Source organism: Macrococcus animalis (assembly GCF_047425875.1).
GTDB classification, from domain to species: Bacteria; Bacillota; Bacilli; order Staphylococcales; family Staphylococcaceae; genus Macrococcoides; species Macrococcoides animalis.
In genome coordinates, this window is sequence record NZ_CP179727.1 from 1,978,055 (window position 1) to 2,001,642 (window position 23,588).

The window sequence follows — 23,588 nt, forward strand, 5'->3', positions numbered from 1 at the left end:
ACCTTAATGCTAGATAAAAATGTTGTTATTGCTCACCGAGGGGCAAGTGCATATGCGCCAGAACATAGTTATGCATCTTATGATTTAAGTCATTTTGATATGCGCGCAGATTATATTGAATTAGATATACAAATGACGCTTGATGGTGAAATTATTGTAATGCATGATGAAACGATAGAGCGTACAGGACTAACGCAAGGAATTATTAAAGAAATGAAACTTGAGGAAATTAAGGAAATTCGTATCGGTCAATGGTTCAATGATAAATTTCCTGAACTTGCGCAAAAGTATTACTTAGAACAAACTGTTCCAACATTAAAAGAAGTATTTAAACGCTATGGTAAAGCTAACTATTATATTGAGACAAAATCGCCCGATATTTATCCAGGGATGGAAGAACGATTGACGATGATTCTTGATGAATTTGACTTATTGTCAGAAGAACGACTTTCGAATTATCAAACGGTCATTCAATCATTTAGTCTAGAAAGTTTAATTAAAATGAATCAGTTAAAATCAAACATGCCATTATTGCTTTTATGTCAAAAAGGCATGTTAAGAGCAATGACTGATGAAGATTTGAAGCAAATTAGTGCATTTGTATATGCTGTTGGACCGAATTATAAAGATTTAGATCAATGGTTAATTGAGCGTCTGCATCGTCTTGGTTTCCTAGTTTTCCCGTATACAGTTAATGATGAAGCAGACATGGAATGCTTAATTAATGAAGGTATCGACGGCGCATTTACGAATCATCCTGATTTATTAAGAAAGCAATTTCGCCTGGACAATGGAGAAGTTTTTGAAGATGAATAGAGCTAGCGATAAATGAAAATATCGCTAGCTCTTGTTGTGTTCACTTTTATTTAGAAAAAAAGCATCTCGCTTGATTTCTATCCACTCATCAGCATCTGGATTCTTCTCTACAAGCTGATTCACAAGTATGTCATGCCAAATAAAATTTTGCATTAAATAAATTTGTTGTGGGTCGATTGAGTAATAGGCTTGTGTATTGATATTGAAATCACTCCCATAAATCATTTCGCCTTGATCATTAATGATAATAAACCATTGTTTATTTTCAATGGACTCGGTATAACTTGTGTGTCTATGAATATAGATTTGGTTATTTTTATTTTTATTATTTAATGCGTGTTTATCACTGAATATTATTCCTTTAATCGTAATATCATTTTCATTCAGAATTGTTTCAATATTGCAAAGTGTGCCAGGCCAAAGTGAAATATATATCGCATTGTGTGCATTTTGAATAATGTCTTTAATTTTAAGAATGATATCGTCCTTATTTTGATATGTCTTAATAATAATATCTTCTGGTGTCACAGTATCAATATTGTTTAAATTAGTTTGTAGATTATTCATTGTTGCATCGTATTCATGACGTTTTCGTTCAATAAATGTTTCATACGGGAGTGCAATATAATAGACTTGTTCTGCTTCATCGATTTTTGATACTATTTCTTTTTCAATCAGTTTATCAAGCGTATCGTATATACGAGCGCGTGGGACAGTGGAAACTTTGCTAATTTGATAACCTGTCGTTTTCCCTAATCTTATACATGCTAAATAGCATTTCGCTTCATAGCTACTGAGCCCTAAATGCATCATTTGTTGAATAATTTCTGCTTCCAATAAAACACCTCTTTACGAATAAATAATTATAGATTATAGTTACTATTATAGTAGTAACTAAAGGGGAGTTCAACTTGGATATTCAAATATTATTGATATTAATTGTTTTTGGGTTTTTAGCGGCATTCATTGATTCGGTTGTTGGTGGTGGAGGTTTAATCAGTATACCAGCATTACTCGCTACAGGTATGCCACCTTCAATTGCACTTGGGACAAATAAATTAGCTTCTTCGTTCGGTTCTTTTACGTCGGCCATATCTTTCATTCGTTCACGTAAAGTTGATTTTAAAATTGTATTAAAGTTATTTCCTTTATCATTCGTATTGTCAATTATCGGAGCACTCGTTGCCACAAAATTACCACCAGAATATTTAAAGCCACTAGCAATTATTATGTTATCTCTTGTATTAATTTACACTTTATTTAAAAAAGAGTGGGGTGACATTTCCACATACAAAAAATTGACTCCAAAAAAATTGTTATTATTTATTATAGTTATTGGATTAATTGGATTTTATGATGGTTTTTTAGGAGGCGGTACGGGGAGTTTCCTACTTTTTGTTTTCTTAATCATTGGATTTGATTTCTTAAGGGCAGCAGGAAATGCTAAGGTGTTAAACTTCGCAAGTAACTTAGGTGCATTATTATTATTTATAGTATTAGGACAAGTGAATTATACTTATGGTTTAAGTATGGGTGCAGCGATGATATTTGGGAGTTATGTAGGTAGTCAATTTGCAATTCGTAAAGGTGTCTCATATGTGAAAGTACTATTTGTTTGTGTAACAGTCTTATTAATTGGTAAAAATATATATGATTATTTAAAGGATTACCTATAAGGTATTCTTTTTTTATAACCTTAAAATTACCTTAAATTAGCTTGTATTCTCTTTGTAATCAAACAATATCTGTTATGATAAAGATGAATTAAATAAACATTTGGAGGTAATCTCATGAGTAAAAGAGTCATTGCGATAATCATCGCGGCAGTTTTATTTATTTTGGGTACATCAGTTAGTATGGTTACAAGTACGTTTACAAGTGACTTTTCAAAAACATTTGAAGAAGCCGCTGGTTCATCTAAAGAAGAATTGAATACGAAAGTAATAGAGGGTACTGATTCATCTAATCAAATAGCACGTATTGAAGTTGACGGTGTAATTCAAGATACAGGAGCACCTAGTATCTTTAATGAAGGAGGTTACAATCATACTCAAATAATAAAAGAATTAGAGAAGATTAAAGAAGATGACAGTATCAAAGGACTAATGTTAGTCGTAAATTCTCCTGGTGGAGGTGTGTATGAAAGTGCTGAAATTCATGATGCAATTAAAGCGATTAAACAATCAGGTAAGAAAGTTTATGTAACAATGAAAAATATGGCTGCATCTGGTGGATATTATATTTCAGCACCTGCAGACAAAATTTATGCCTCTAGTGAGACAATTACAGGTTCATTGGGTGTCATTATGCAATCGATGAATTACAAAGAATTAGCAGATAAATATGGTGTGAAATTCAATACAATTAAAAGTGGTCCTCATAAAGATATTATGAGTCCAACAAAAGAAATGGATGACGAAGAGCGCAAAATTTTACAAGATTTCGTAGATGAAAGTTACGATGCTTTTGTAAAGGTTATTAGTGAAGGACGTAAAATGGATACTGCACAAGTGAAGAAAATTGCAGATGGTCGTATTTACTCAGGTTTACAAGCGAAAAAATTAAAATTAATCGATGAGATTGGCTTAGAAAAAGATGCCTTAAAAGCGATGAAAGAAGAACTTAAAGCAAAAAATGCAAAAGTTATAGAATTTAATACAGAAGATAATTTCTTTGGAAAAGATTTATTTGCTGCAAATTCTTACGTAAAACAGTTGATGGGTCAAAGTGATGTGGATCGTGTTCAACAAATCCTGTCTAAACGTCAAGGTTTAGAACCGATGTATTTATACGGAGAGTAGGTGATTAAGATGACAGATTATCATAATAAACATCATATTGTGCACCCCACTTCAACCATACAAGATGCACAATATTTACAAGAAAGACCTAGTCAAAATGAATTTCGAACAAGAGAACTTGAAGATGCTATATTATCATTAACCCATGCTGGTTTCGGTGTGCGCTTTCTAGCATATGTTATCGATTTAATCTTGCTTTCTTGTATCAAAGGATTGATCATTGGCCCTATAGTAGGCTTTGGTGGATTACAAGATACTTATTTTGGTATAAAATTATTTTCAGTAGAGAATATTTTAAGTGCCATCATATATTTTAGTTATTTTATATTAATGACGTATTACTTTAGAGCAACGTTAGGGAAGATGATTTTAGGGTTACAAGTATTAAGTACAAAAGAGAAAAAGTTATCGTTAACTACAGTATTTACACGTGAATTATTTGGACGATATATAAGCAACTTCTTTTGGTCATTACTTTATTTAGTTGTGTTATTCAATCCAAAAAAACGTGGTGTTCATGATATGCTAAGCGATACTTTTGTCGTTAAGGAAGATAAGGCACATGTAAGAGAGTTCATAATAAATGAAGGAATTCGTTAGTGAAAGTGCGTATGGTTTCATAAATTGTGTCTTTCGTGGTAAATTATTAAGTGAAGACACTTAAGGAGGAATACAAATGACTCAAGTAACTTTTAAAAATAATCCAGTAACACTATTAGGTGAGCAAGTAACTGTAGGAACAGCGGCACCTGATTTTTCAGTATTAGATACAGATTTAAACCTTAAAACTTTAGCAGATTTTGAAGGAAAGAAGAAATTAATCTCTGTAATTCCATCAATTGATACTGGTGTATGTGAACAACAAACACGTAAATTCAACGAAGAAGCGAGTAGTGTTGATAATGCTGTAGTAATTACAATTTCTGCGGACTTACCATTCGCTCAAAAGAAATGGTGTGCAGCAAACGGTTTAGAAAATGTTGTTACTTTAAGTGACCACAAAGATTTATCATTTGGTACAAATTATGGTGTTGTAATGGAAGAATTACGTTTATTGGCGCGTTCAGTATTCGTATTAAATGATGTAAACGAAGTCGTTTACACTGAAATTGTATCTGAAGGTACGAACCACCCAGATTATGATAAAGCAGTAGAAGCCTTAAAATCAATCTAATTATAATATAGGTATAATAATTACTGCCCCGAGTGGGCAGTTTTTATTTGAAAGGAAATAGACATGATAGAAGAATTATTTAAAACAATTGATGACAAAGCGAAAAGCTTCCAACAAGAGAATGGACATAGCTTTATAGAAAATTTAGGATTAGCTTTAGAAGATATTTATACGAATGAACGAGAGATGTTAGAAAGAAGTACAGTAATTGATCGTCGCAAAGCTTTTCAATTTAGTTATTTAAGTATGTTAAAAGAAGAAATGATACAGCCAAATCATCAAATGACACCAGACAGTATTGGATATTTAGTGGCTTACGTTATTCGTTTATTTATGCAAGATACAAAAGCAATAAAAATGATTGACTTAACAAGTGGTACTGGACATTTATCAGCAACTATTCATGAACAAAATCCTGAAACAACATTTGACCATGTACTTGTTGAAGTGGATCCTATATTATCAAGATTGAGTGTACACTTAGCGAACTTTTTAGAAATTCCGATGGATGTCTTCCCCCAAGATGCGATAATGCCTTTACCAGAAAAGGACTTCGATGTAGCGGTGGGTGATTTCCCTATTGGATATTATCCAGTGGATGAACGTAGTCATGAGATGAAACTAGGGTTCCAAGAAGGACACAGTTTTAGTCATCATTTATTGATTGAACAAGCAGTCAATGCGTTGAAACCTGGAGGACTCGCTTTCTTAATTGTACCAAGTATGCTTTTTGAAGGAGATAATGTAGAACAGCTACAAAGATTCATTGCTACAGAAACAGTGATGCAAGCGTTTTTAAACTTTCCAACTAATTTATTTAAATCTGAAAATTTACGTAAAAGCTTACTTGTTTTAGAACATAAAAAAGTCACAGAATCTAAGCCAGTAGAAGTTTTACTTGCAAATATTCCTGATTTTAAAGATGAAAGAAAAATGAAATCATTTTTAGATGATCTACAAAATTGGTATTCAGAAAATCGTAACAATTAGTCCTGTGTTATTATTGATTAAAAGCTGTATTAATGATTAAATAAGAGTGTTAATAATATTTTAGGAGGATTTTCATGAAGAAAATTATGGCAGTCAATGCCGGTAGCTCGTCTTTAAAATTCCAATTATTCGAAATGCCAGCAGAAAAAGTCTTAACTAAAGGTTTAGTAGAACGTATTGGAATGAAAAATTCAATTTTTACAATCACAGTGGACGGCGAAAAACGTACACGCACATTAGATATTAAAGACCATGAAGAAGCTGTTAATATGATGTTAGAACGTATGATTCATTATGGTGTTATTGAAAGCGTTGATGAATTAGATGGAACAGGACATCGTGTAGTGCAAGGTGGAGATTTATTTCCAACATCAGCATTAGTTGACAGAGATGTTGAAGAAAAGATTGGACGACTAATCGAATTAGCACCGCTTCATAATGCAGCAAACTTAATGGGAATTCAAGCGTTTAGAAGAATGTTACCAAATATCCCACATGTTGCAGTATTTGATACATCATTCCATTCAACTATGCCTGAATCAGCATTCTTATATAGCTTACCATACCAATATTATACTGCGCATAAAGTTCGTAAATATGGTGCACATGGAACAAGTCATAAGTATGTTGCGAAACGTGCTGCTGAAATGATGGATAAGAAACCTGAAGATGGTCTAAAAATTATTTCTTGCCATATCGGTAACGGTGGTTCAATTACAGCTGTTAAAGATGGTAAATCAGTTGATACATCAATGGGCTTCACGCCACTTGCAGGTATCACTATGGGTACACGTACTGGTGATATCGATGTAGCGACAATTCCATACTTGATGGAGAAATTACACAAATCAGCAGAAGAATTATTAAACGTATATAACAAAGAATCAGGTGTCTTAGGTATTACTGGTATTTCTAGTGACTTACGTGATGTTGAAATTGCCGCTGGAAAAGGTGAAGGTCGTGCGCAATTAGCATTAGACATTTATGTGGATAGAGTTCAAAAATATATTGGATCGTACGCAGCAGTAATGGGCGGCGTTGATGGAATCATCTTCACGGCAGGTGTAGGTGAAAATTCTGATACAATCCGTGCAGCAGTATGTGAGAAATTAGAATTCTTAGGTGTTAATGTGGATCCAGCTAAGAATGATGGATTACGTGGTAAAGAAGCAATTATTTCTACAGATGATTCACGCGTAAAAGTAATGGTTATTCCTACAGATGAAGAAGTAATGATTGCTCGTGACGTTATGGAATATGGGAATTTAGGATAATAATTATTTCAAGTACTTAGGACGAAATGTTCTAAGTGCTTTTTTATTTGCTATTCTTCACAATAAAACACATAATTAAGAAAACATATTTGAGAGGATGGTAAGAATGAATCAAGATATTAAAAGTGAAAACTTGATGTTTTTTGCAGGATTAAATCAAGATATTTATGCAGATAATGGACAATTCGAAGGGTTATCATCTGGCATTGCAGAACATCTTGAGAAATTTGATTATAAGTTGAATCAAGAAGATTTAATTTTTTCTTTTATGAAGGGTGAGGAAGTAAAAACATTAGTACTTACTCCAGAGAATAAATTGTATGATTTTGTCTTTGTGCCACAAGAGAAGAAAGTGAATTTAGAGAGTGTGAATAAGATAGACATTATTAAAGTAGACCCTGTATTTGAACAACAAAAACAATCATTTGGCACAAGTGAAATATCTTTTTCAGTTATGTCACAGTTAAAAATATTATTCTCAAATCATGATGTAATCGATATTAATGCGACGCAATATAGAGGAAACCATGAACTAAATACGTTATCTGAGGCATTGATGAAGCGTATATAATTAATGTTATTAGTAAATGCATAAATGGTTTTTTGCAATATAATGAACAACAAAATAAAGCTGAAGTGTCTTCAGACATTTCAGCTTTAATTTATGATTTATCAAGTTATGACTTTTTCTTTTTTTCGTGTTCAGTTAGATAGACAGCGTAAAAGCAAGTGGCTAATGCAATAATGATTGCGAATTCCATTAATTACACCTCCGAAGCCATCAAAAGTATTATTTGTTTTGATCCATAAATTCTTTAGTTGCCACTTCAGGTTCGAAGTTATCTGGCAATGTTTCTGTTCTTACAACTAATACATCACATTCTGCATGTCGCACAATCGCTTCAGATACAGAACCGATAATAAAACGTTCTACGGCATTTAATCCAGTAGATCCACACATAATTAAATCTGCCTGCAATTTTTGCGCGATTTTTTTAGGAATGATAGTTTTTGGAGATCCATATTCTATTAAAGTTTCCACCGCATTAACGCCACGTGATTCTGCAACTTTCTTGTATCCCTCAAGTAGAGATTCTGCAAATTGTGTAGCGCGTTCTGAAATTGAGCGATCATAAGCTTCAACACTTGCATAGCTTCTTGTGTCAATTACATTAATAATATGTAATTTCGCATCATTACGTTTCGCAACTTCTACAGCTTTATTAAATGCCCATTCTGCTTCGCTTGAACCATCTACTGCGATTAAAATATTTTTGTAAACTAACATGACATTCCCTCCAATTTATTTATCTTTTATACAACTTTATTATAGCACTAATATTGGAAAAAGTATGTGATTATATTATCATTTTTGCTTTATTCAGAAAATTTATGAAAAGGGTTTGCCTTTTTACAGTAAAGTGCTAATATGGTCATGTAAGCGTTATTATTAATAGATTAAGGGGATGAATTGTAATGATTATTGGTATTCCAAAAGAGATTAAAAATAATGAAAACCGTGTAGGTTTAACACCAAGTGGTGTTCATGCTTTAGTAGAGAATGGACATGTAGTTCGTGTTGAAAATGGTGCAGGTATGGGTTCGTATTTCACTGATGAGGATTTCAAAGAGGCTGGTGCTGAAATAGTTTCAGTAGAACAAGTTTGGGACGTTGAAATGGTAATTAAAGTTAAGGAACCATTATCATCTGAATTCCAATATTTCAAAGAAGGTTTAATTTTATTTACATACTTACATTTAGCGCCTGAAGTTGAATTAACAAAAGCGTTATTAGATAAAAAAGTTGTTGGTATAGCTTATGAAACAGTTCAATTGCCATCAGGTGGACTTCCATTATTATCACCTATGAGCGAAGTTGCAGGACGAATGGCGACTCAAATTGGTGCGCAATTCTTACAAAAAACAAATGGTGGAAAAGGCATTTTATTAGCAGGTGTACCAGGTGTTCAAAAAGGGAAGGTCACTATCATTGGTGGTGGTCAAGCTGGAACAAATGCTGCAAAAATGGCAGTTGGTTTAGGTGCAGACGTAACAATTTTAGACTTATCACCAGTCCGTTTACAACAACTAGATGATTTATTTGGTAACGATGTTCAAACATTAATGTCTACACCATTAAATATTGCTGACTCTGTTAAAAACAGTGATCTTGTAATCGGTGCAGTATTAATTCCAGGAGCAAAAGCTCCAAAATTAGTTTCTGAAGAAATGATTAAATCGATGAGCCCTGGTTCGGTTGTAATTGATATCGCAATTGACCAAGGTGGTATTTTCGAAACATCAGATCGTATTACTACACATGATGACCCAACATTCGTTAAACATGATGTTGTACATTACTCTGTAGCGAATATGCCTGGAGCTGTACCACGTACATCTACAATGGCCTTATCTAACGCGACGATTCCTTATGCATTACAAATTGCAAACAAAGGCTATAAACAAGCTGCATTAGATAATGCAGCAATCTTAAAAGGTTTTAATACATTAGATGGTAACATTACTTTTAAAGCGGTTGCTGACGATCAAGGTTTAGAATATGTTGATGCTTTATCATTATTAAATAAATAATTGTTAAATAAAAGCGACGTACATTACTTAATTTGTACGTCGCTTTTTGTTTATACAATTTTTGTGCCATGGACTTCTTGAAAAGGTATCAGCTCAAGTAGGGCATTTAAGTTATCTTTATTCAATCCACCACCTGGCATAATTTCAATATTGCCTTTTGAGTGACGTAATAAACGCGCAAGTTGTGTTACATTGTCTAAAATAGCAGTTGAACTATTGCTACTTCCATGTGTGAGTATTCGCTTAATTCCCATATCAATTAATGCATCCATTGCTTTTAATTGAAGTCTGACAGGAATTTGATCAAAAGCCATATGCATGACGCAAGGTGTTTCTTGCGCCGTTTGTCTTAAATATTGCATTGTGCTTGTATCCAAATCATTGTCTTTATTTAATGCACCAAACACGAAGGCATCAACATTTAATGTTTGCAGTGCAATGATATCCTCACGCATGACCTCTTTTTCGAATAAATTATACGAGAAGTTTCCGCCACGGGGTCGAATCATTACTGCAACGTCAATATTGAGTGGATGACAATATTCAACAGCAAGCTTCACGAGACCATAACTCGGTGTAGTTCCACCAACTGAAAGGTTATCACAAAGTTCAATACGATTTGCACCATGATTGGCAGCATAAATGATTTCATCAAACGTTTCTACAACCGCTTCTTTTATCATTTTCTGAACCCTGTTAACACTTCATAGCCATCTTCAGTGACCAAAATGTCATCTTCAACACGGACACCAATTTCACCGTGTAAATAAATACCTGGCTCAATTGTAAAGCACATACCAGGCTTTAATGTATCTTCATTTGCAGAAGAAATGTCAGGGAACTCATGTACTGTGATGCCTAAACCATGTCCTAAACGGTGAGGGAATGCCTCGCCATATCCCTTTTCAGTAATATAGTCACGAGCTAACGCATCAATATCACTTACTTTAACACCAGGTTTTACACCTTGAATCGCACGATTGTTTGCTTCCGTTACAATCGCATGAATTTCTTGATGGAATGTTGGTGGATTACCAAATTGAATCGTTCTTGTAATGTCAGAACAATAGCCATTATAAATGACACCCAAATCAAACAGAACATATTCATCATTTTGTAGTTGTCTGTTACCTGGCGTACCATGTGGACTTGCTGCGTGATCTCCAAATAAGACAGTGGTACTAAAGCTCATTCCGCTAATTCCTTCAATTTTTAGGATTTCAGCTTCTAAAGCTTGCGCAACTTCTTTTTCAGTTACACCGACCTTTAAGTTGTCGACACCAATTTGTAACGCTTGATCTGCGTATTCTGCAGCTTGTTTTAAAATATTGATTTCATCAGCTGTTTTAATGTTACGCATATCTTTAATTATTTGATCTATAGAAACTAATTCAGAGGCTTTGAAAGTATTTATTAAAGCTTTTTCACGTTTCACAGTAACATGCTCTTCTTCAATATAGAGCATAGCGTTATCTGGAAAGTGTATATTTAATTTGGCAATTAAAAAGGCATCTTCAGTATCAGAATAACCATAAGTTGTTATGTTGGACGCATTGTGTGCATCTTCGACTTCCATATTCGGTACTATGAGTGCTGCATTGTCTTGAGTAACATATAACGCTGTTAGACGTTCATGCGGATCAGATAAAAATCCGCTAAAGTAGTTAATGTTATCTGGCGTTGTAATCCACGCATATTCGATGGATTGTGACTTCATTAATTGTTGTAAGTTTGTAAGTGTTTGTTTCATAATAATGCTCCTTCTAGTTCTGAATAACTATAGTTTATGAAAGTTATCAACTTTATTCAATCAATTGAAACTTTCAATCTTTTTAAAACATTCCATAATAATGTATAATGAAAATAAATATATAGGAAGAGGTGCTAAATATGGATGTATTTTTTCATGGACAATCATGTATTTCTTTTGAAAGTAATGGTAAAAAGGTTTTAGTAGATCCTTTTATTACAGGAAATAAACTATCAGATTTAGATGCTTCTACAGTTCAGGCAGACTTTATATTACTTACACATGGTCACGGGGATCATATCGGTGACACTGTGGAAATTGCAAAACGAACAAATGCAACAGTCGTTGCCACGCCCGAAATTGTATCTTACTTAGGTGGACAAGGCATTGATAATGCACATCCGATGAATATCGGTGGGAAATGGCAATTTGATTTCGGTACTGTGAAATATGTGCAAGCGTTTCATAGTAATTCTTTATACGATGATGAAGGGAACATCATTTATTTCGGTATGCCTTGTGGATTAATTATTGAAATTGAAGGAAAAACAATTTATCACGCTGGTGATACAGGTTTATTCTCAGATATGAAACTGATTGCCGAACGTCATCCCGTTGATTTATGCTTTGTACCGATTGGAGATAATTTCACAATGGGTATCGATGATGCTGCTTACGCAATCAACACATTCATTAAACCGAAATTGACAGTACCAATACATTACAATACATTCCCATATATTGAAGTCGATCCAAATGAATTTAAAGCACAAGTACAAAGTCCAGTTGAAATTTTAGAGGCGGGACAATCAGTAACACTGTAAATGATAAAAGTGAGAGAAACTAGGTGGCCAATTGACTAAACATGAACAAATTATCGCACATATTTCAGGACTTGCAGTAGGCAGTAAAATTTCTGTCAGACAAATTGCAAAAGATCTTAATGTATCTGAAGGAACGGCATATCGTGCGATCAAAGAAGCGGAGAACAATGGTATTGTTTCTACGATAGAGCGTGTAGGAACAGTCAGAATAGAAAAGAAAACGAGAAACTCAATTGATCGATTAACTTTTGCTGAAATCGTTAATATTATTGATGGGCAAGTCCTAGGCGGTAGAAGCGGACTACACAAAACGTTAACGAAATTTGCAATTGGTGCGATGGAAATAGAAGATGTAAGTAAATATATTGGTGAGAATACCTTATTAATTGTAGGGAACCGTGTAGAAGTGCAAAAGTTGGCACTGAGTAAAGGTTCTGCTGTGTTATTAACAGGTGGATTTGATACAACCGAAGAAGTTAAAAATCTTTCAGATCAATTAGGATTACCGATTATTTCTTCTAATTTCGATACGTTTGCTGTGGCAAATATGATTAACCGAGCAATTTATGATCAATTAATTAAGAAAGAAGTATTGACTGCGCAAGACATCTTAATCAAACTAGATGAAACGAGCTATTTGAAAGAGACAGATTCAATTCATGATTGGCATGCTTTATCTGAAAGCTCTAAACATACAAGATTTCCAGTATTAGATGCCAATAACAAGTTAAGTGGTATGGTAACTAGTAAAGATATCTTTAATCAGAATCCATCCGAAAAGATTAAAAAAGTCATGACAAAGTCACCTGTGACGGTAAATTTAAATACGACAGTTGCAAGTTGTGCGCACATAATGATTTGGGAAAGTATTGAGTTACTACCTGTCGTATCAAGATATAATAATTTAATTGGCATTGTATCACGAGAAGATGTATTAAAAGCTATGCAATCAGCTGATAGACAGCCTCATATGGGCGATACATTTAACGATCAAGTTTTAAAGAAAATGAAGTTTAATAATGACCAAATTTCTGTGCAAATTACACCACAAATGTCTAATCAATACGGTAGTTTAAGCAAGTCAGTATTTTTAGCGATTATCGAAGAATCTGTGAAATTCCATATGAAACGATCGATTCGTGGTGATGTATTAATCGATAGTATTAATATTTTCTTTATTCGAACTGTGCAGATTGATTCAGTTTTAGATGTTGAAGTGAAATTATTAGATATGGGTCGTAAATTTGCGAAAATGGAAATATCAATTTTACAAAATAATATTGCTGTTGCTAAAGCGATGACGATTTTACAGGTGATTGAGCATTATTATTAAAATAAATATAAAATATTGGAATCAAGCATTACAAAAAGTTTAAAAATAAAAAAAGATTGAGGCGTTTTGCCTCAATCTCTTTTTAATCTAGTATCTGTTTTGCTGTTTTTTACGTAATGCTTCCCATGCCGCATCTTCTTCATCAAAGTGATTCTCAAAATGTTTCTTTGCTTTAATCGCATATTGATAATTATAAATTGCATATGCAATTAATAATGCACAAATGATAAATGTAATCATTTTAGGAAAAAGGAGCATTTGATTACACGCAAAGGCAAGCATAAAGATCGAAAAACATTGTCTTGCGCGTGCTCTATACCATGCACGTCTCACATCTCTTACTTCTCTGAAATATTTTGCGATATTATAAACAGTGAAGATAAATGAGAAAATCATAATTGTAACAGTGATCATAATAATATATGGGAAAATTGTATCCATCTTTAAACCTCCAGTCTTAAAGATTATAGCATATCTTTATAGACTGTAAATTAAACATTCGAAGGAGAATATATGAATAAACATGAAATCGGTGAATTAATAGAAACTATCAATGCATATGAAACAATTATCATTTTTAGACATGTTCGTCCTGATCCCGATGCATTAGGATCTCAACTTGGTTTTAAACATGCCATCCAAAAGTTATTTCCGAATAAGAAAGTATACGCAGTCGGGAGTACAGTAGATAACTTAGGCTTTATCGGTGCAATGGATAATATTAGTGATGAGATATTTAAAGATGCATTAGCACTCGTATTAGATACAGCAAATGCACCAAGAATTGATGACGAACGCTATCAATTATGTAAGGAAATCATTAAGATTGATCACCATCCACCAGTTGATCAATACGGTAAAATCAATATCGTAAATACAAAAGCGTCATCAACGAGTGAAATAATCTATGAAATATTAGTGGATATAGGTTATGGTAATGATTTAATTACTCGTGACATTGCACGATGTTTATATATAGGTATTGTAGGAGACACAGGTCGTTTCTTGTTTAATAATACATCAAGTAGAACGATGGCAATCGCTTCAGAACTATTAAAATATGATATTGAACATACGCAAATGATTAATGAAATGCAACAACGTGATTTAACATCTATGCGTTTCCAAGGTTATGTGTTACAACACTTCAAATTTGAAGATGGTGTAGGTTATATCTTTATTACAAAAGAAATATTACAGCAATTTAATCTCTCAGCAAGTGATGCTTCTTTATTTGTCAACACGTTAGCTGATACTCAAGGGATTAAAGCATGGGCATTTGCAATAGATGAAACAAGTGAAATACGAGTACGTTTAAGAAGTAAAGATGTTGTAATCAACACACTGGCTGCTGAATACAATGGTGGGGGACATCCACTTGCAAGTGGCGCATCTGTATATAGTCCAGAAGAATTAGATACATTGCTAACGAAATTAAAAGCACTTGTAAATGCGTAGTCGTAGTCGTATATTATAAATTTGAACTACTAGAGGTGAAAAAATGGTTGTACATTTAAATATTCATTCGTCATTTGATTTACTGCACTCAACAATAACGATTGATACATTAGTGGAACGCGTGAAAGCATTAGGACAAACTGCAGTCGCAATTACCGATTTGAATGTTTTATTTGGTGTACAGGCATTTTATACGACTTGTTTAAAAGCAGGAATAAAGCCAATCATCGGTATGGAAGTAATCTTAACAGATGGTATTGATGATTGTAATGCGGTGTTGCTTGCAAAGAATAATACAGGCTTTAAAAATTTGATGCAATTATCATCAAGAATTCAACTAAAGCGATTGTATAAAATTTCGTCAGATATTTTAAAGCAATACTCCTCTGATTTAATCATCATTTACAAAGGTTTAGGCGACAATCAACAACATTTTGTACTCAGAGATCAAGACTATTATGTGAGTCATGACAGTTCGTATGATGCACGACAAGTATATATCGATGATGTTCGTTACTTAACGCCAGATGGTATTGTAGATTTAAGTATTTTGAATGCAATTGATGAAAATAAAAAGATGCCACTTGAAACAGTCCAATTAAAAGCAGGCACAAAATATATTAAATCCGATGAAGTACTTATGGATTTAGGTGTTACGCGTGAACTACTTGAAACGTCAGAAGCAATTGCTGATCAGTGTACAGTCAAGTTAGAAAAGTCATCGCATTTACCGAAGTTTCCAGTACCAAATGATAAGACAAGTGATGAATACCTTTATGAATTATTACAAAAGCAAAAATTGAAGTATCCTCAATTTGATGAGCGCTATGAAGCAAGAATGCAATATGAGTATGATGTAATATGTGAGATGGGATTTGCAGATTATTTCTTAATTGTTAGTGATTTGATTCATTTTGCGAAATCAAATCATATTTTAGTTGGTCCAGGTCGTGGTTCTTCGAGTGGCTCATTAGTCAGTTACGTTTTAAATATTACGACGATAGATCCTATTGAATATGATTTATTATTCGAACGTTTCTTAAATCCAGAACGTGTAACGATGCCTGATATTGATATTGACTTTGAAGATACAAAGCGCGATTTAGTAATTGATTATGTCACTAAGAAATATGGTGCATTTAATGTGAGTGGTATTGTCACTTTCGGTCATTTATCAATGCGAGCGGTTATGCGAGATGTTGGACGAATATTGCAATTTTCAGAAGGTGAATTAAAAGAAGCGAGTAGTATCCTCGGACGTGGTAACTATCATGATTTAAACGATGCTTATGAAGATGATAATTTTGCGCGTTTTGTCGATTACAATGAGCGTCGTAAGAAGTGGTTTCAAATCGCGAAGTCACTTGAAGGACTACCACGTCACACATCTACCCATGCAGCGGGTGTAATCATTCATGATCAGTTGTTAACGGATTATGTCCCCCTCATCATGGGAGATGACATTCCTTTAACACAGTGGAATATGACCGAAGTTGAGGCGGTTGGTTTACTCAAAATAGACTTTTTAGGCCTACGTAACTTAACCATTATTCAAAACGTTTTACGTTCAATTAAATCACAATACGGAAAAACTATTAATATAGAGCATGTGCCGATGGACGATAAAAAAGTGTTTCAATATTTATCTCAAGGCGATACAATGGGAATCTTTCAATTAGAATCTGACGGTATTCGTAATGTATTAAAGCGATTAAAGCCTGAAGCCTTTGATGATATTGTTGCAGTCTTAAGTTTATATCGTCCCGGTCCAATGGAACAAATTCCATTATATATTGAACGTCGTCATAATAAACAACCCGTTCAATTGCCGCATGAAGATTTAGCAGATATCTTGTTACCGACATATGGTGTTATTATTTATCAAGAACAAATTATGCAAATCGCGAACAAATTTGCAGGCTTTTCGTACGGTGAAGCAGATATTTTGAGACGTGCGATGAGCAAGAAGAATCGTCAGACGTTACTTGAAGAACAAATACACTTTGTGAATGGGAGTATGCACAATGGCTATTCAAAAGAAGATGCCACTGCGATTTATGAGCTCATTTTAAAGTTTGCTAACTATGGTTTTAATAAAGCGCATGCAGTTGCTTATGCCAAAGTTTCGTATTTAATGATGTATTTTAAAGTACATTATCCAAATATTTTTTATGCTGCAACCTTAAGTAATCAAATAGGTGTAGAAAATAAGACGAGAGAAATCATCTCAGAAATCAAAGCTCGTATGATTAATATTTATCCTGCTGATATCAACAAAGCGGGTTGGTATTATAAACCACAAAAAGATGGCATAATGATGTCACTTGGAATGATTAAAGGTGTCGGTTATAAAAGTGTGATTGAAATTGTTGATGAACGTAAAAAGGGTCCATTTAAAGACATTTATGATTTTTGCGCTAGGATTCCTAAACGAGTGAAATCAAAGGCGTTGCTAGAAGCTCTGATTCACGTTGGTGCCTTTGATAACTTTGAAGAAAACAGAGCGACAATGCTTGCTTCACTCGACGCAATATTAGATGTTGAAAAAGAAGCGTTTGGGGAGATGAGCTTTTTAGAATCATTAGGATTGAATAAAAAGAAGACCTATCATTATCAAGAGGAAATGTCAGATGATCAAAAGGCTAGTTTTGAACTTTCGTATTTAGGATTTTATATATCGAAACATCCGATTGAATCGTTGTTTAATCAATTGCAATATCTTCCGTTATACCGTATAAATCAAAAGGCCAATGATCAATATATATTAGTGTGGATTGAAGATTTGAGAAGAATAAGAACGAAAAAAGGTCAGCCAATGGCATTTGTCAATGCGATGGATGGGATACATCATATTGATTTAGTCGTATTTCCTACAACCTTCTATCAATATGAAACGTTAATTCAAACCAATCACCCGTTGATTATAAAAGGGAAGTTTGACCAAAAGAAAGAGCAACAGCTGATTGTAAGCGAAGTTGTTACAGTTGAAGACTTTAAATCCCGTATTCAGAAGCAAGCGAAACAGCTATATGTGAGAGTTCCAATTCAAAATCGTGAAATGTTACAAGAAGTAGGTGATATTGAAGTTATTCATTTTGAGAATAATCAATCGCAAGTTGTTGGATACATTCAAAAAATGCAACTCGATGACTTTATGGCAACCTATCACAAAGCAGATGTTCGATTAATTTAACTTTTCAAATAATAATATTTTATGATATAGTATTCCTTAGTGGTCTGACCACTAAGGTTTTTTATTGAACTTAAGGAGGTCAAGGCTTGAATCCTATTCCAAACAAAGGGTTTAATGCTGTAATTACAGCAATAAATGAAATAATAAAAACGAAAAACTTAACCGCAGGAGACAAATTACCTTCAGAACGCTATTTAAGTGAGAATTTAAATATTAGCAGGTCAAGTGTGCGTGAAGCACTTCGTGCATTAGAAATGTTAGGTGTCATTGAAACACGCCGTGGTGAAGGAACGTATATCACTGAGATGGATAACAATCAATTTATGGAAATGATTGCGGGCTATGTGATTACGACAGAGACACAACAGGCGGAAATATCAGAATTCATACATATAATTGAGACGATTGCCAGTGTGCAAAATGACGATACGCGTGAACTTGCTGAAGCAATAGAATCACGCAATACTATCTTGTTTCGAGTATGGAAATTACTGAAACAATTTGAAAAGACATATGATGTAGAGGAGTAAAGGTATGTTTAAAGATATATTCAAACGTAATAAAAAGAAAAAATATGTTGCGGTTCAGAACATGAAAGATACAGATGTACCAGAAGGTATTATGGTGAAATGCCCAAAATGTAAAAAAATCATGTACACGAAAGAATTAAGCACTAGTATAAATGTTTGCTTTCATTGTGATCATCATATGTCACTTAGTGCATACGAACGTATCGATGCCATTACAGATAAAGATAGTTTTGAAGAATTTGATCAAGTCATCGCATCACAAAATCCATTATCTTTCCCAAACTATGCAGAAAAGTTAGAGAGCGATAAAGAAAAGACGGGTTTAAATGAAGCGGTTGTTACAGGTATAGGCAAAATTGACGGTAATCCATATGGCATTTGTGTTATGGATTCAAGGTTTAGAATGGGCTCAATGGGGACTGTTGTAGGTGAGAAGATTAGTCGTGTGATTGATTATTGTACTGCATATGATTTACCATTTGTAATTTTTACTGCGAGTGGTGGTGCTCGTATGCAAGAAGGAATTTTGTCATTAATGCAAATGGCAAAGACAAGTGTAGCAATTGAGCGTCATAGTGAAAAAGGTTTGCTTTTTATTTCATATATGACACACCCTACAACTGGTGGTGTGTCAGCAAGTTTTGCGTCAGTAGGAGACATAAACTTAGCTGAACCTGAAGCACTAATTGGTTTTGCTGGTCGTCGCATCATTGAACAAACGATAAATGAAAAATTACCAGATGATTTCCAAACAGCAGAATTTTTATTAGAGCATGGGCAATTAGATAAGGTAGTGCATCGAAAAGATATGAAAGCAACGTTAAGTAAAATCATCGCGATGCATTCGGAAGGAGCATAAAGATGGCATTAGAATTTGAGAAACCATTATTAGAATTAGATCGAAAAATTGAAGAACTTAAAAAATATATGTCATCTGAAGGTGTAGACTTAAGTGATGAAGTAAAAACACTAGAGATTTCACGTACAGAAAAATTTAATGAAATTTACGAAAACTTAACGCCTTGGCAACGTGTTCAAATTGCTCGCCTTGCTGAACGTCCAACAACACTTGATTATATTCAATATTTATTTGATGACTTTATTGAATTGCATGGTGATCGAAACTTTAGGGATGATCCAGCAATTATCGGTGGATTAGCACGATATAAAGGGAAGTCTGTAACAGTTATCGGCCACCAACGTGGGAAAGATACAAAAGATAATATCTTTAGAAACTTCGGTATGGCTCATCCTGAAGGCTACCGTAAAGCATTAAGGTTAATGAAACAAGCAAATAAATTTAATCGACCGATTATATTGTTCATAGATACGAAAGGGGCTTATCCTGGTAAAGCAGCTGAAGAACGTGGACAAAGTGAATCAATAGCACGTAACCTTGTAGAAATGGCTGGGCTTACTGTTCCTGTAATTTCTATTGTAATTGGTGAAGGAGGAAGTGGTGGAGCACTCGGATTAGGTATTTGTAATCGCCTGTTAATGCTCGAGAACTCGACATATTCTGTAATTTCACCTGAAGGAGCAGCTGCACTACTATGGAAAGATAGTAGTTTGGCGCAACTTGCTGCTGAAAGTATGAAGATTACAGGACCTGATTTACTAGAGCTTGAAATAGTAGATGAACTGGTTTCAGAAGTTAAAGGTGGTGCACATTTAAATGTGCAAGAACAAAGTAAATATATTGACCAAGTGATTGAACGTCATTTAAATGAATTACTACTATTAACACAACAAGCGTTAAAGAATCAAAGATACGAAAAATTCAGACGCATCGGTAGTGTTATGTAAATTTTTCTTGCTGTATTTAAACAGTTTGTAAATTTATGAAAATACTATGTAAACGCTTATTTACAAACCCGTAGAAGCTTATTCTATCGGGTTTTTTAAATGTTCACATATAAAACGTTTACATCTGTTATAATACATGATTTTAATGGATATAAATTTTTAATTGTGTTAATTTAAGAGTATCAATTAACTAAAGGTGAGGATAATACTATGAAAAAGATAGCAGTATTAACAAGTGGTGGGGATGCGCCAGGAATGAACGCAGCAGTTCGTGCCGTGGTGCGTAAAGCAATGTATCATGATATAGAAGTTTATGGGGTCTATCAAGGTTATCAAGGACTCGTTAATAATAATATTCACAAAATGGAACGTGGTACTGTTGGGGATAAAATCCAACGCGGAGGAACTTTCCTTCAATCAGCACGTTGCCCAGAATTTAAAGAGCCAGATGTACGTCAAAAAGGGATCGACAATTTAAAAAAATTAGGTATAGAAGGTTTAGTTGTTGTAGGTGGAGATGGAAGTTACCGCGGTGCACAACGATTAAATGAGGAAGGTATTAGAACAATAGGTATTCCAGGTACAATCGATAATGATATAAATGGAACAGATTTCACGATTGGTTTTGATACAGCATTAAATACAATTATTGAAGCAATTGATAAAATCCGTGATACTGCATCAAGTCATGAACGTACATTCATTGTTGAAGTTATGGGTCGTGATGCAGGAGATTTAGCATTATGGTCAGGACTTGCGGGTGGTGCTGAAACAGTACTCGTACCTGAACATAAAAAGGATATTAAAGAAATTGCGAATAAGATTCAACAAGGTATTGAACGTGGGAAAAAACACTCAATCATCGTTGTTGCTGAAGGTGTTATGAGTGGACATGAATGTGGTGAACAACTTAAGAAGTATATTAATGTAGATACTCGTATTTCTGTATTAGGACATATGCAACGTGGAGGGTCTCCTTCAGGATTAGACAGAGTACTCGCTAGCCGATTAGGTGGATATGCCGTTGAATTATTATTAAATGATGAAACAGGATTAGCAGTAGGGATTCAAAATAATAAATTATCAAAAACAACATTCGATGATATTTTCACAGCTACGCATACTTTAGATGAACAAATGTATGCATTATCTAATGAATTATCAATTTAATATCAATATTAATTAATAATTTATTTATTGTAATTGTTATCGTTCAAAGAGAGATTTATAAAAAATTTACCGGAGGCTCATAATTATGAGAAAAACTAAAATTGTATGTACGATAGGTCCAGCTTCAGAATCTAAGGAAATGTTAGAAAAATTAATGCTTGCAGGAATGAACGTTGCTCGATTAAATTTTTCACATGGTAGTCATGAAGAACATAAAGCAAGAATTGAAACTATTCGTGAAGTTGCGCAAAAATTAAATAAAACAGTTGCAATCCTGTTAGATACAAAAGGTCCTGAAATCCGTACGCATAACATGGAAAACGATAAAATCGAATTAGTAAAAGGTTCTTCTGTTGCAATTAGTATGAAAGAAGTTATTGGAACACCTGCTGAATTCTCAGTAACCTATGAAGATTTAATCAATGATATTCATGTTGGGTCTACAATTCTTTTAGATGATGGCTTAATTGAATTAACAGTAAAAGATATCAAGCATGAAGAAGGTAGAATTATCTGTGACGTTATCAATGCTGGAGAGTTAAAAAATAAAAAAGGCGTTAATTTACCAGGAGTTAAAGTTAATCTACCTGGGATAACTGATAAAGATGCTCAAGATATTATTTTCGGTATTGAACAGCGTGTTGATTTTATCGCAGCATCATTCGTTCGTCGAGCTAGCGATGTTTTGGAAATTCGTAAAATTTTAGAAGATAGAAACTGTGACTTCATTAATATCATACCTAAAATTGAAAATGAAGAAGGTATTGAGAATATTGATCAAATATTAGAAGTCTCTGATGGTTTAATGGTGGCACGTGGGGATATGGGTGTTGAAATTCCTGCTGAAGAAGTACCATTAGTACAAAAAGAATTAATTCAAAAATGTAATATTGTTGGTAAGCCAGTTATTACTGCAACACAAATGTTAGACTCTATGCAACGCAATCCACGTTGTACACGTGCCGAAGCGAGTGATGTAGCTAATGCTATATATGATGGTACTGATGCAGTTATGTTATCAGGTGAAACAGCAGCTGGTTTATACCCAGAAGAATCAGTAAAAACAATGCACAATATTGCTTTTGCTGCTGAAGAAGCACAAGATTATAAACGTTTATTATCTGATAGAACAAAGTTAAACCAATCATCAATGGTGAATGCAATTGGTGTATCTGTAGCACATACTGCATTGAATTTAGATGTTCAAACAATTGTTGCTGCTACTGAAAGTGGCACAACAGCACAAACAATCTCAAAATACCGTCCACATGCACATATTATTGCGGTAACACCTTACGAAGAAACTGCGCGTCATATGTCATTAGTTTGGGGTGTAATTCCAGTCATTAAAACTGGGAAATCTACTACAGATGAGTTATTAGACAAATCTGTTCAAGCTGCTATTGAAGTTGGTACTGTCGAGAATGGTGATTTAATCATTATCACAGCAGGTATCCCAACAGGAGAAGCGGGAACTACAAACTTAATGAAAATCCATTTAATTGGGGATGTAATTGCTGCAGGACAAGGTATTGGACGTACAGCAGCAGTGGGTAAGGTTCTAGCAGTTAGATCAGCTGAAGAGTTAGCTGGACAAGACTTATCAGATAAAGTTATTGTTGCACCAGCTACAGATGCAGATATGGTTCCTTACATTGAACAAGCATTAGCAATTGTCACTGAAGAAGGCGGATTAACATCACATGCAGCCGTTGTTGGATTAACTCTAGGCAAACCTACAATCGTTGGTGTAGTAGATGTTATGGATAAATTAGAAACTGGTGCGTTAGTAACTGTAGATGCAGAACATAACAAAGTTTATGTAGGACATGCCAAAATTAATTAATATATAAAAAAAGAAGGTCATCATAATGATG

Annotated in this window: 23 protein-coding genes; 18 read left to right on the plus strand and 5 right to left on the minus strand. The window is 34.0% G+C overall.

Annotation, left to right across the window (positions count from 1 at the left end):
• Positions 1-6 precede the first annotated feature (6 nt).
• The gene (locus ACMGE9_RS10460; protein WP_414042711.1) at positions 7-816 is read left to right on the plus strand and encodes a glycerophosphodiester phosphodiesterase; all 810 of its coding nucleotides are present in this window, start codon (positions 7-9) and stop codon (positions 814-816) included.
• 24 nt (positions 817-840) lie between these two features.
• Here the strand turns inward: ACMGE9_RS10460 and ACMGE9_RS10465 are convergent, their stop codons facing one another.
• The gene (locus ACMGE9_RS10465; RefSeq protein WP_414042712.1) at positions 841-1,653 is read right to left on the minus strand and encodes a TrmB family transcriptional regulator; all 813 of its coding nucleotides are present in this window, start codon (positions 1,651-1,653) and stop codon (positions 841-843) included.
• Positions 1,654-1,727: 74 nt separating this feature from the next.
• Here ACMGE9_RS10465 and ACMGE9_RS10470 point away from each other — a divergent pair, with 74 nt between their 5' ends.
• The 7 genes from ACMGE9_RS10470 to ACMGE9_RS10500 all read left to right on the plus strand — a co-directional run bounded on the left by ACMGE9_RS10470 (position 1,728) and on the right by ACMGE9_RS10500 (position 7,626).
• Positions 1,728-2,492 carry a sulfite exporter TauE/SafE family protein gene (locus tag ACMGE9_RS10470; protein WP_414042713.1) on the plus strand — a complete coding sequence of 255 codons (765 nt, stop codon included), beginning with the start codon at positions 1,728-1,730 and terminating at the stop codon, positions 2,490-2,492.
• Positions 2,493-2,606: 114 nt separating this feature from the next.
• Positions 2,607-3,617 carry a signal peptide peptidase SppA gene (sppA, locus tag ACMGE9_RS10475; RefSeq protein ID WP_414042714.1) on the plus strand — a complete coding sequence of 337 codons (1,011 nt, stop codon included), beginning with the start codon at positions 2,607-2,609 and terminating at the stop codon, positions 3,615-3,617.
• 9 nt (positions 3,618-3,626) lie between these two features.
• Positions 3,627-4,217, plus strand: coding sequence for an RDD family protein (locus ACMGE9_RS10480; RefSeq protein ID WP_414042715.1), 591 nt, complete (start codon positions 3,627-3,629; stop codon positions 4,215-4,217).
• Positions 4,218-4,293: 76 nt separating this feature from the next.
• On the plus strand, positions 4,294-4,791 hold the full coding sequence (gene tpx, locus ACMGE9_RS10485; RefSeq protein ID WP_414042716.1) for a thiol peroxidase: 498 nt from the start codon (positions 4,294-4,296) through the stop codon (positions 4,789-4,791).
• Positions 4,792-4,854: 63 nt separating this feature from the next.
• Positions 4,855-5,781: a class I SAM-dependent methyltransferase gene (locus ACMGE9_RS10490; RefSeq protein ID WP_414042717.1), complete on the plus strand. Its 927-nt coding sequence runs from the start codon at positions 4,855-4,857 to the stop codon at positions 5,779-5,781.
• 74 nt (positions 5,782-5,855) lie between these two features.
• The gene (locus ACMGE9_RS10495) at positions 5,856-7,055 is read left to right on the plus strand and encodes an acetate kinase (protein WP_414042718.1); all 1,200 of its coding nucleotides are present in this window, start codon (positions 5,856-5,858) and stop codon (positions 7,053-7,055) included.
• A 106-nt stretch (positions 7,056-7,161) separates the two neighbouring features.
• Positions 7,162-7,626 (plus strand): hypothetical protein, encoded by a 465-nt coding sequence (locus ACMGE9_RS10500; RefSeq protein ID WP_414042719.1) that lies wholly within the window; start codon positions 7,162-7,164, stop codon positions 7,624-7,626.
• A gap of 219 nt (positions 7,627-7,845) precedes the next feature.
• On the opposite strand, the gene ACMGE9_RS10505 is transcribed toward ACMGE9_RS10500, so the two are convergent.
• Positions 7,846-8,343, minus strand: a complete 498-nt coding sequence (locus tag ACMGE9_RS10505) for a universal stress protein (protein ID WP_414042720.1) — start codon at positions 8,341-8,343, stop codon at positions 7,846-7,848.
• 188 nt (positions 8,344-8,531) lie between these two features.
• Here ACMGE9_RS10505 and ald point away from each other — a divergent pair, with 188 nt between their 5' ends.
• A complete protein-coding gene (gene ald / locus ACMGE9_RS10510) occupies positions 8,532-9,647 on the plus strand; it encodes an alanine dehydrogenase (RefSeq protein WP_414042721.1) in 1,116 nt (371 codons plus the stop codon).
• Positions 9,648-9,697: 50 nt separating this feature from the next.
• Here the strand turns inward: ald and ACMGE9_RS10515 are convergent, their stop codons facing one another.
• Both ACMGE9_RS10515 and ACMGE9_RS10520 read right to left on the minus strand, forming a co-directional pair.
• Entirely contained in the window at positions 9,698-10,330 is a 633-nt protein-coding gene (locus tag ACMGE9_RS10515) for a copper homeostasis protein CutC (protein ID WP_414042722.1), read from the minus strand.
• Positions 10,327-11,397, minus strand: a complete 1,071-nt coding sequence (locus tag ACMGE9_RS10520; RefSeq protein ID WP_414042723.1) for a M24 family metallopeptidase — start codon at positions 11,395-11,397, stop codon at positions 10,327-10,329. The genes ACMGE9_RS10515 and ACMGE9_RS10520 overlap by 4 nt, the downstream gene beginning before the upstream one ends.
• A gap of 140 nt (positions 11,398-11,537) precedes the next feature.
• Between ACMGE9_RS10520 and ACMGE9_RS10525 the strand changes: the two genes are divergently transcribed.
• Complete coding sequence (locus ACMGE9_RS10525; RefSeq protein WP_414042724.1) at positions 11,538-12,221, plus strand: metal-dependent hydrolase; 684 nt, start codon at positions 11,538-11,540, stop codon at positions 12,219-12,221.
• 31 nt (positions 12,222-12,252) lie between these two features.
• Positions 12,253-13,554 (plus strand): DRTGG domain-containing protein, encoded by a 1,302-nt coding sequence (locus ACMGE9_RS10530; protein ID WP_414042725.1) that lies wholly within the window; start codon positions 12,253-12,255, stop codon positions 13,552-13,554.
• An 87-nt stretch (positions 13,555-13,641) separates the two neighbouring features.
• Here ACMGE9_RS10530 and ACMGE9_RS10535 read toward each other — a convergent pair whose 3' ends face one another.
• Entirely contained in the window at positions 13,642-13,995 is a 354-nt protein-coding gene (locus ACMGE9_RS10535) for a YtpI family protein (protein ID WP_414042726.1), read from the minus strand.
• A 72-nt stretch (positions 13,996-14,067) separates the two neighbouring features.
• Here ACMGE9_RS10535 and ACMGE9_RS10540 point away from each other — a divergent pair, with 72 nt between their 5' ends.
• The 7 genes from ACMGE9_RS10540 to pyk all read left to right on the plus strand — a co-directional run bounded on the left by ACMGE9_RS10540 (position 14,068) and on the right by pyk (position 23,557).
• Positions 14,068-15,012 carry a DHH family phosphoesterase gene (locus ACMGE9_RS10540; RefSeq protein WP_414042727.1) on the plus strand — a complete coding sequence of 315 codons (945 nt, stop codon included), beginning with the start codon at positions 14,068-14,070 and terminating at the stop codon, positions 15,010-15,012.
• Positions 15,013-15,055: 43 nt separating this feature from the next.
• Positions 15,056-18,205 (plus strand): DNA polymerase III subunit alpha, encoded by a 3,150-nt coding sequence (locus ACMGE9_RS10545; RefSeq protein ID WP_414042728.1) that lies wholly within the window; start codon positions 15,056-15,058, stop codon positions 18,203-18,205.
• 86 nt (positions 18,206-18,291) lie between these two features.
• Positions 18,292-18,735 (plus strand): FadR/GntR family transcriptional regulator, encoded by a 444-nt coding sequence (locus ACMGE9_RS10550; RefSeq protein ID WP_414042729.1) that lies wholly within the window; start codon positions 18,292-18,294, stop codon positions 18,733-18,735.
• A 4-nt stretch (positions 18,736-18,739) separates the two neighbouring features.
• Positions 18,740-19,594 carry an acetyl-CoA carboxylase, carboxyltransferase subunit beta gene (accD, locus tag ACMGE9_RS10555; RefSeq protein WP_414042730.1) on the plus strand — a complete coding sequence of 285 codons (855 nt, stop codon included), beginning with the start codon at positions 18,740-18,742 and terminating at the stop codon, positions 19,592-19,594.
• 2 nt (positions 19,595-19,596) lie between these two features.
• The gene (accA, locus tag ACMGE9_RS10560; protein WP_414042731.1) at positions 19,597-20,541 is read left to right on the plus strand and encodes an acetyl-CoA carboxylase carboxyl transferase subunit alpha; all 945 of its coding nucleotides are present in this window, start codon (positions 19,597-19,599) and stop codon (positions 20,539-20,541) included.
• A 210-nt stretch (positions 20,542-20,751) separates the two neighbouring features.
• Positions 20,752-21,711, plus strand: a complete 960-nt coding sequence (gene pfkA / locus ACMGE9_RS10565; protein ID WP_414042732.1) for a 6-phosphofructokinase — start codon at positions 20,752-20,754, stop codon at positions 21,709-21,711.
• An 85-nt stretch (positions 21,712-21,796) separates the two neighbouring features.
• Positions 21,797-23,557, plus strand: a complete 1,761-nt coding sequence (gene pyk, locus ACMGE9_RS10570; RefSeq protein ID WP_414042733.1) for a pyruvate kinase — start codon at positions 21,797-21,799, stop codon at positions 23,555-23,557.
• Positions 23,558-23,588 lie beyond the last annotated feature (31 nt).

Coding starts and splice junctions, on each gene's coding strand:
- ACMGE9_RS10460 (WP_414042711.1), top strand. CDS start 7: ATGCTAGATAAAAATGTTGTTATTGCTCACCGAGGGGCAAGTGCATAT.
- sppA (WP_414042714.1), top strand. CDS start 2,607: ATGAGTAAAAGAGTCATTGCGATAATCATCGCGGCAGTTTTATTTATT.
- ACMGE9_RS10480 (WP_414042715.1), top strand. CDS start 3,627: ATGACAGATTATCATAATAAACATCATATTGTGCACCCCACTTCAACC.
- tpx (WP_414042716.1), top strand. CDS start 4,294: ATGACTCAAGTAACTTTTAAAAATAATCCAGTAACACTATTAGGTGAG.
- ACMGE9_RS10490 (WP_414042717.1), top strand. CDS start 4,855: ATGATAGAAGAATTATTTAAAACAATTGATGACAAAGCGAAAAGCTTC.
- ACMGE9_RS10495 (WP_414042718.1), top strand. CDS start 5,856: ATGAAGAAAATTATGGCAGTCAATGCCGGTAGCTCGTCTTTAAAATTC.
- ACMGE9_RS10500 (WP_414042719.1), top strand. CDS start 7,162: ATGAATCAAGATATTAAAAGTGAAAACTTGATGTTTTTTGCAGGATTA.
- ACMGE9_RS10505 (WP_414042720.1), bottom strand. CDS start 8,343: ATGTTAGTTTACAAAAATATTTTAATCGCAGTAGATGGTTCAAGCGAA.
- ald (WP_414042721.1), top strand. CDS start 8,532: ATGATTATTGGTATTCCAAAAGAGATTAAAAATAATGAAAACCGTGTA.
- ACMGE9_RS10515 (WP_414042722.1), bottom strand. CDS start 10,330: ATGATAAAAGAAGCGGTTGTAGAAACGTTTGATGAAATCATTTATGCT.
- ACMGE9_RS10520 (WP_414042723.1), bottom strand. CDS start 11,397: ATGAAACAAACACTTACAAACTTACAACAATTAATGAAGTCACAATCC.
- ACMGE9_RS10525 (WP_414042724.1), top strand. CDS start 11,538: ATGGATGTATTTTTTCATGGACAATCATGTATTTCTTTTGAAAGTAAT.
- ACMGE9_RS10535 (WP_414042726.1), bottom strand. CDS start 13,995: ATGGATACAATTTTCCCATATATTATTATGATCACTGTTACAATTATG.
- ACMGE9_RS10540 (WP_414042727.1), top strand. CDS start 14,068: ATGAATAAACATGAAATCGGTGAATTAATAGAAACTATCAATGCATAT.
- ACMGE9_RS10545 (WP_414042728.1), top strand. CDS start 15,056: ATGGTTGTACATTTAAATATTCATTCGTCATTTGATTTACTGCACTCA.
- accD (WP_414042730.1), top strand. CDS start 18,740: ATGTTTAAAGATATATTCAAACGTAATAAAAAGAAAAAATATGTTGCG.
- accA (WP_414042731.1), top strand. CDS start 19,597: ATGGCATTAGAATTTGAGAAACCATTATTAGAATTAGATCGAAAAATT.
- pfkA (WP_414042732.1), top strand. CDS start 20,752: ATGAAAAAGATAGCAGTATTAACAAGTGGTGGGGATGCGCCAGGAATG.
- pyk (WP_414042733.1), top strand. CDS start 21,797: ATGAGAAAAACTAAAATTGTATGTACGATAGGTCCAGCTTCAGAATCT.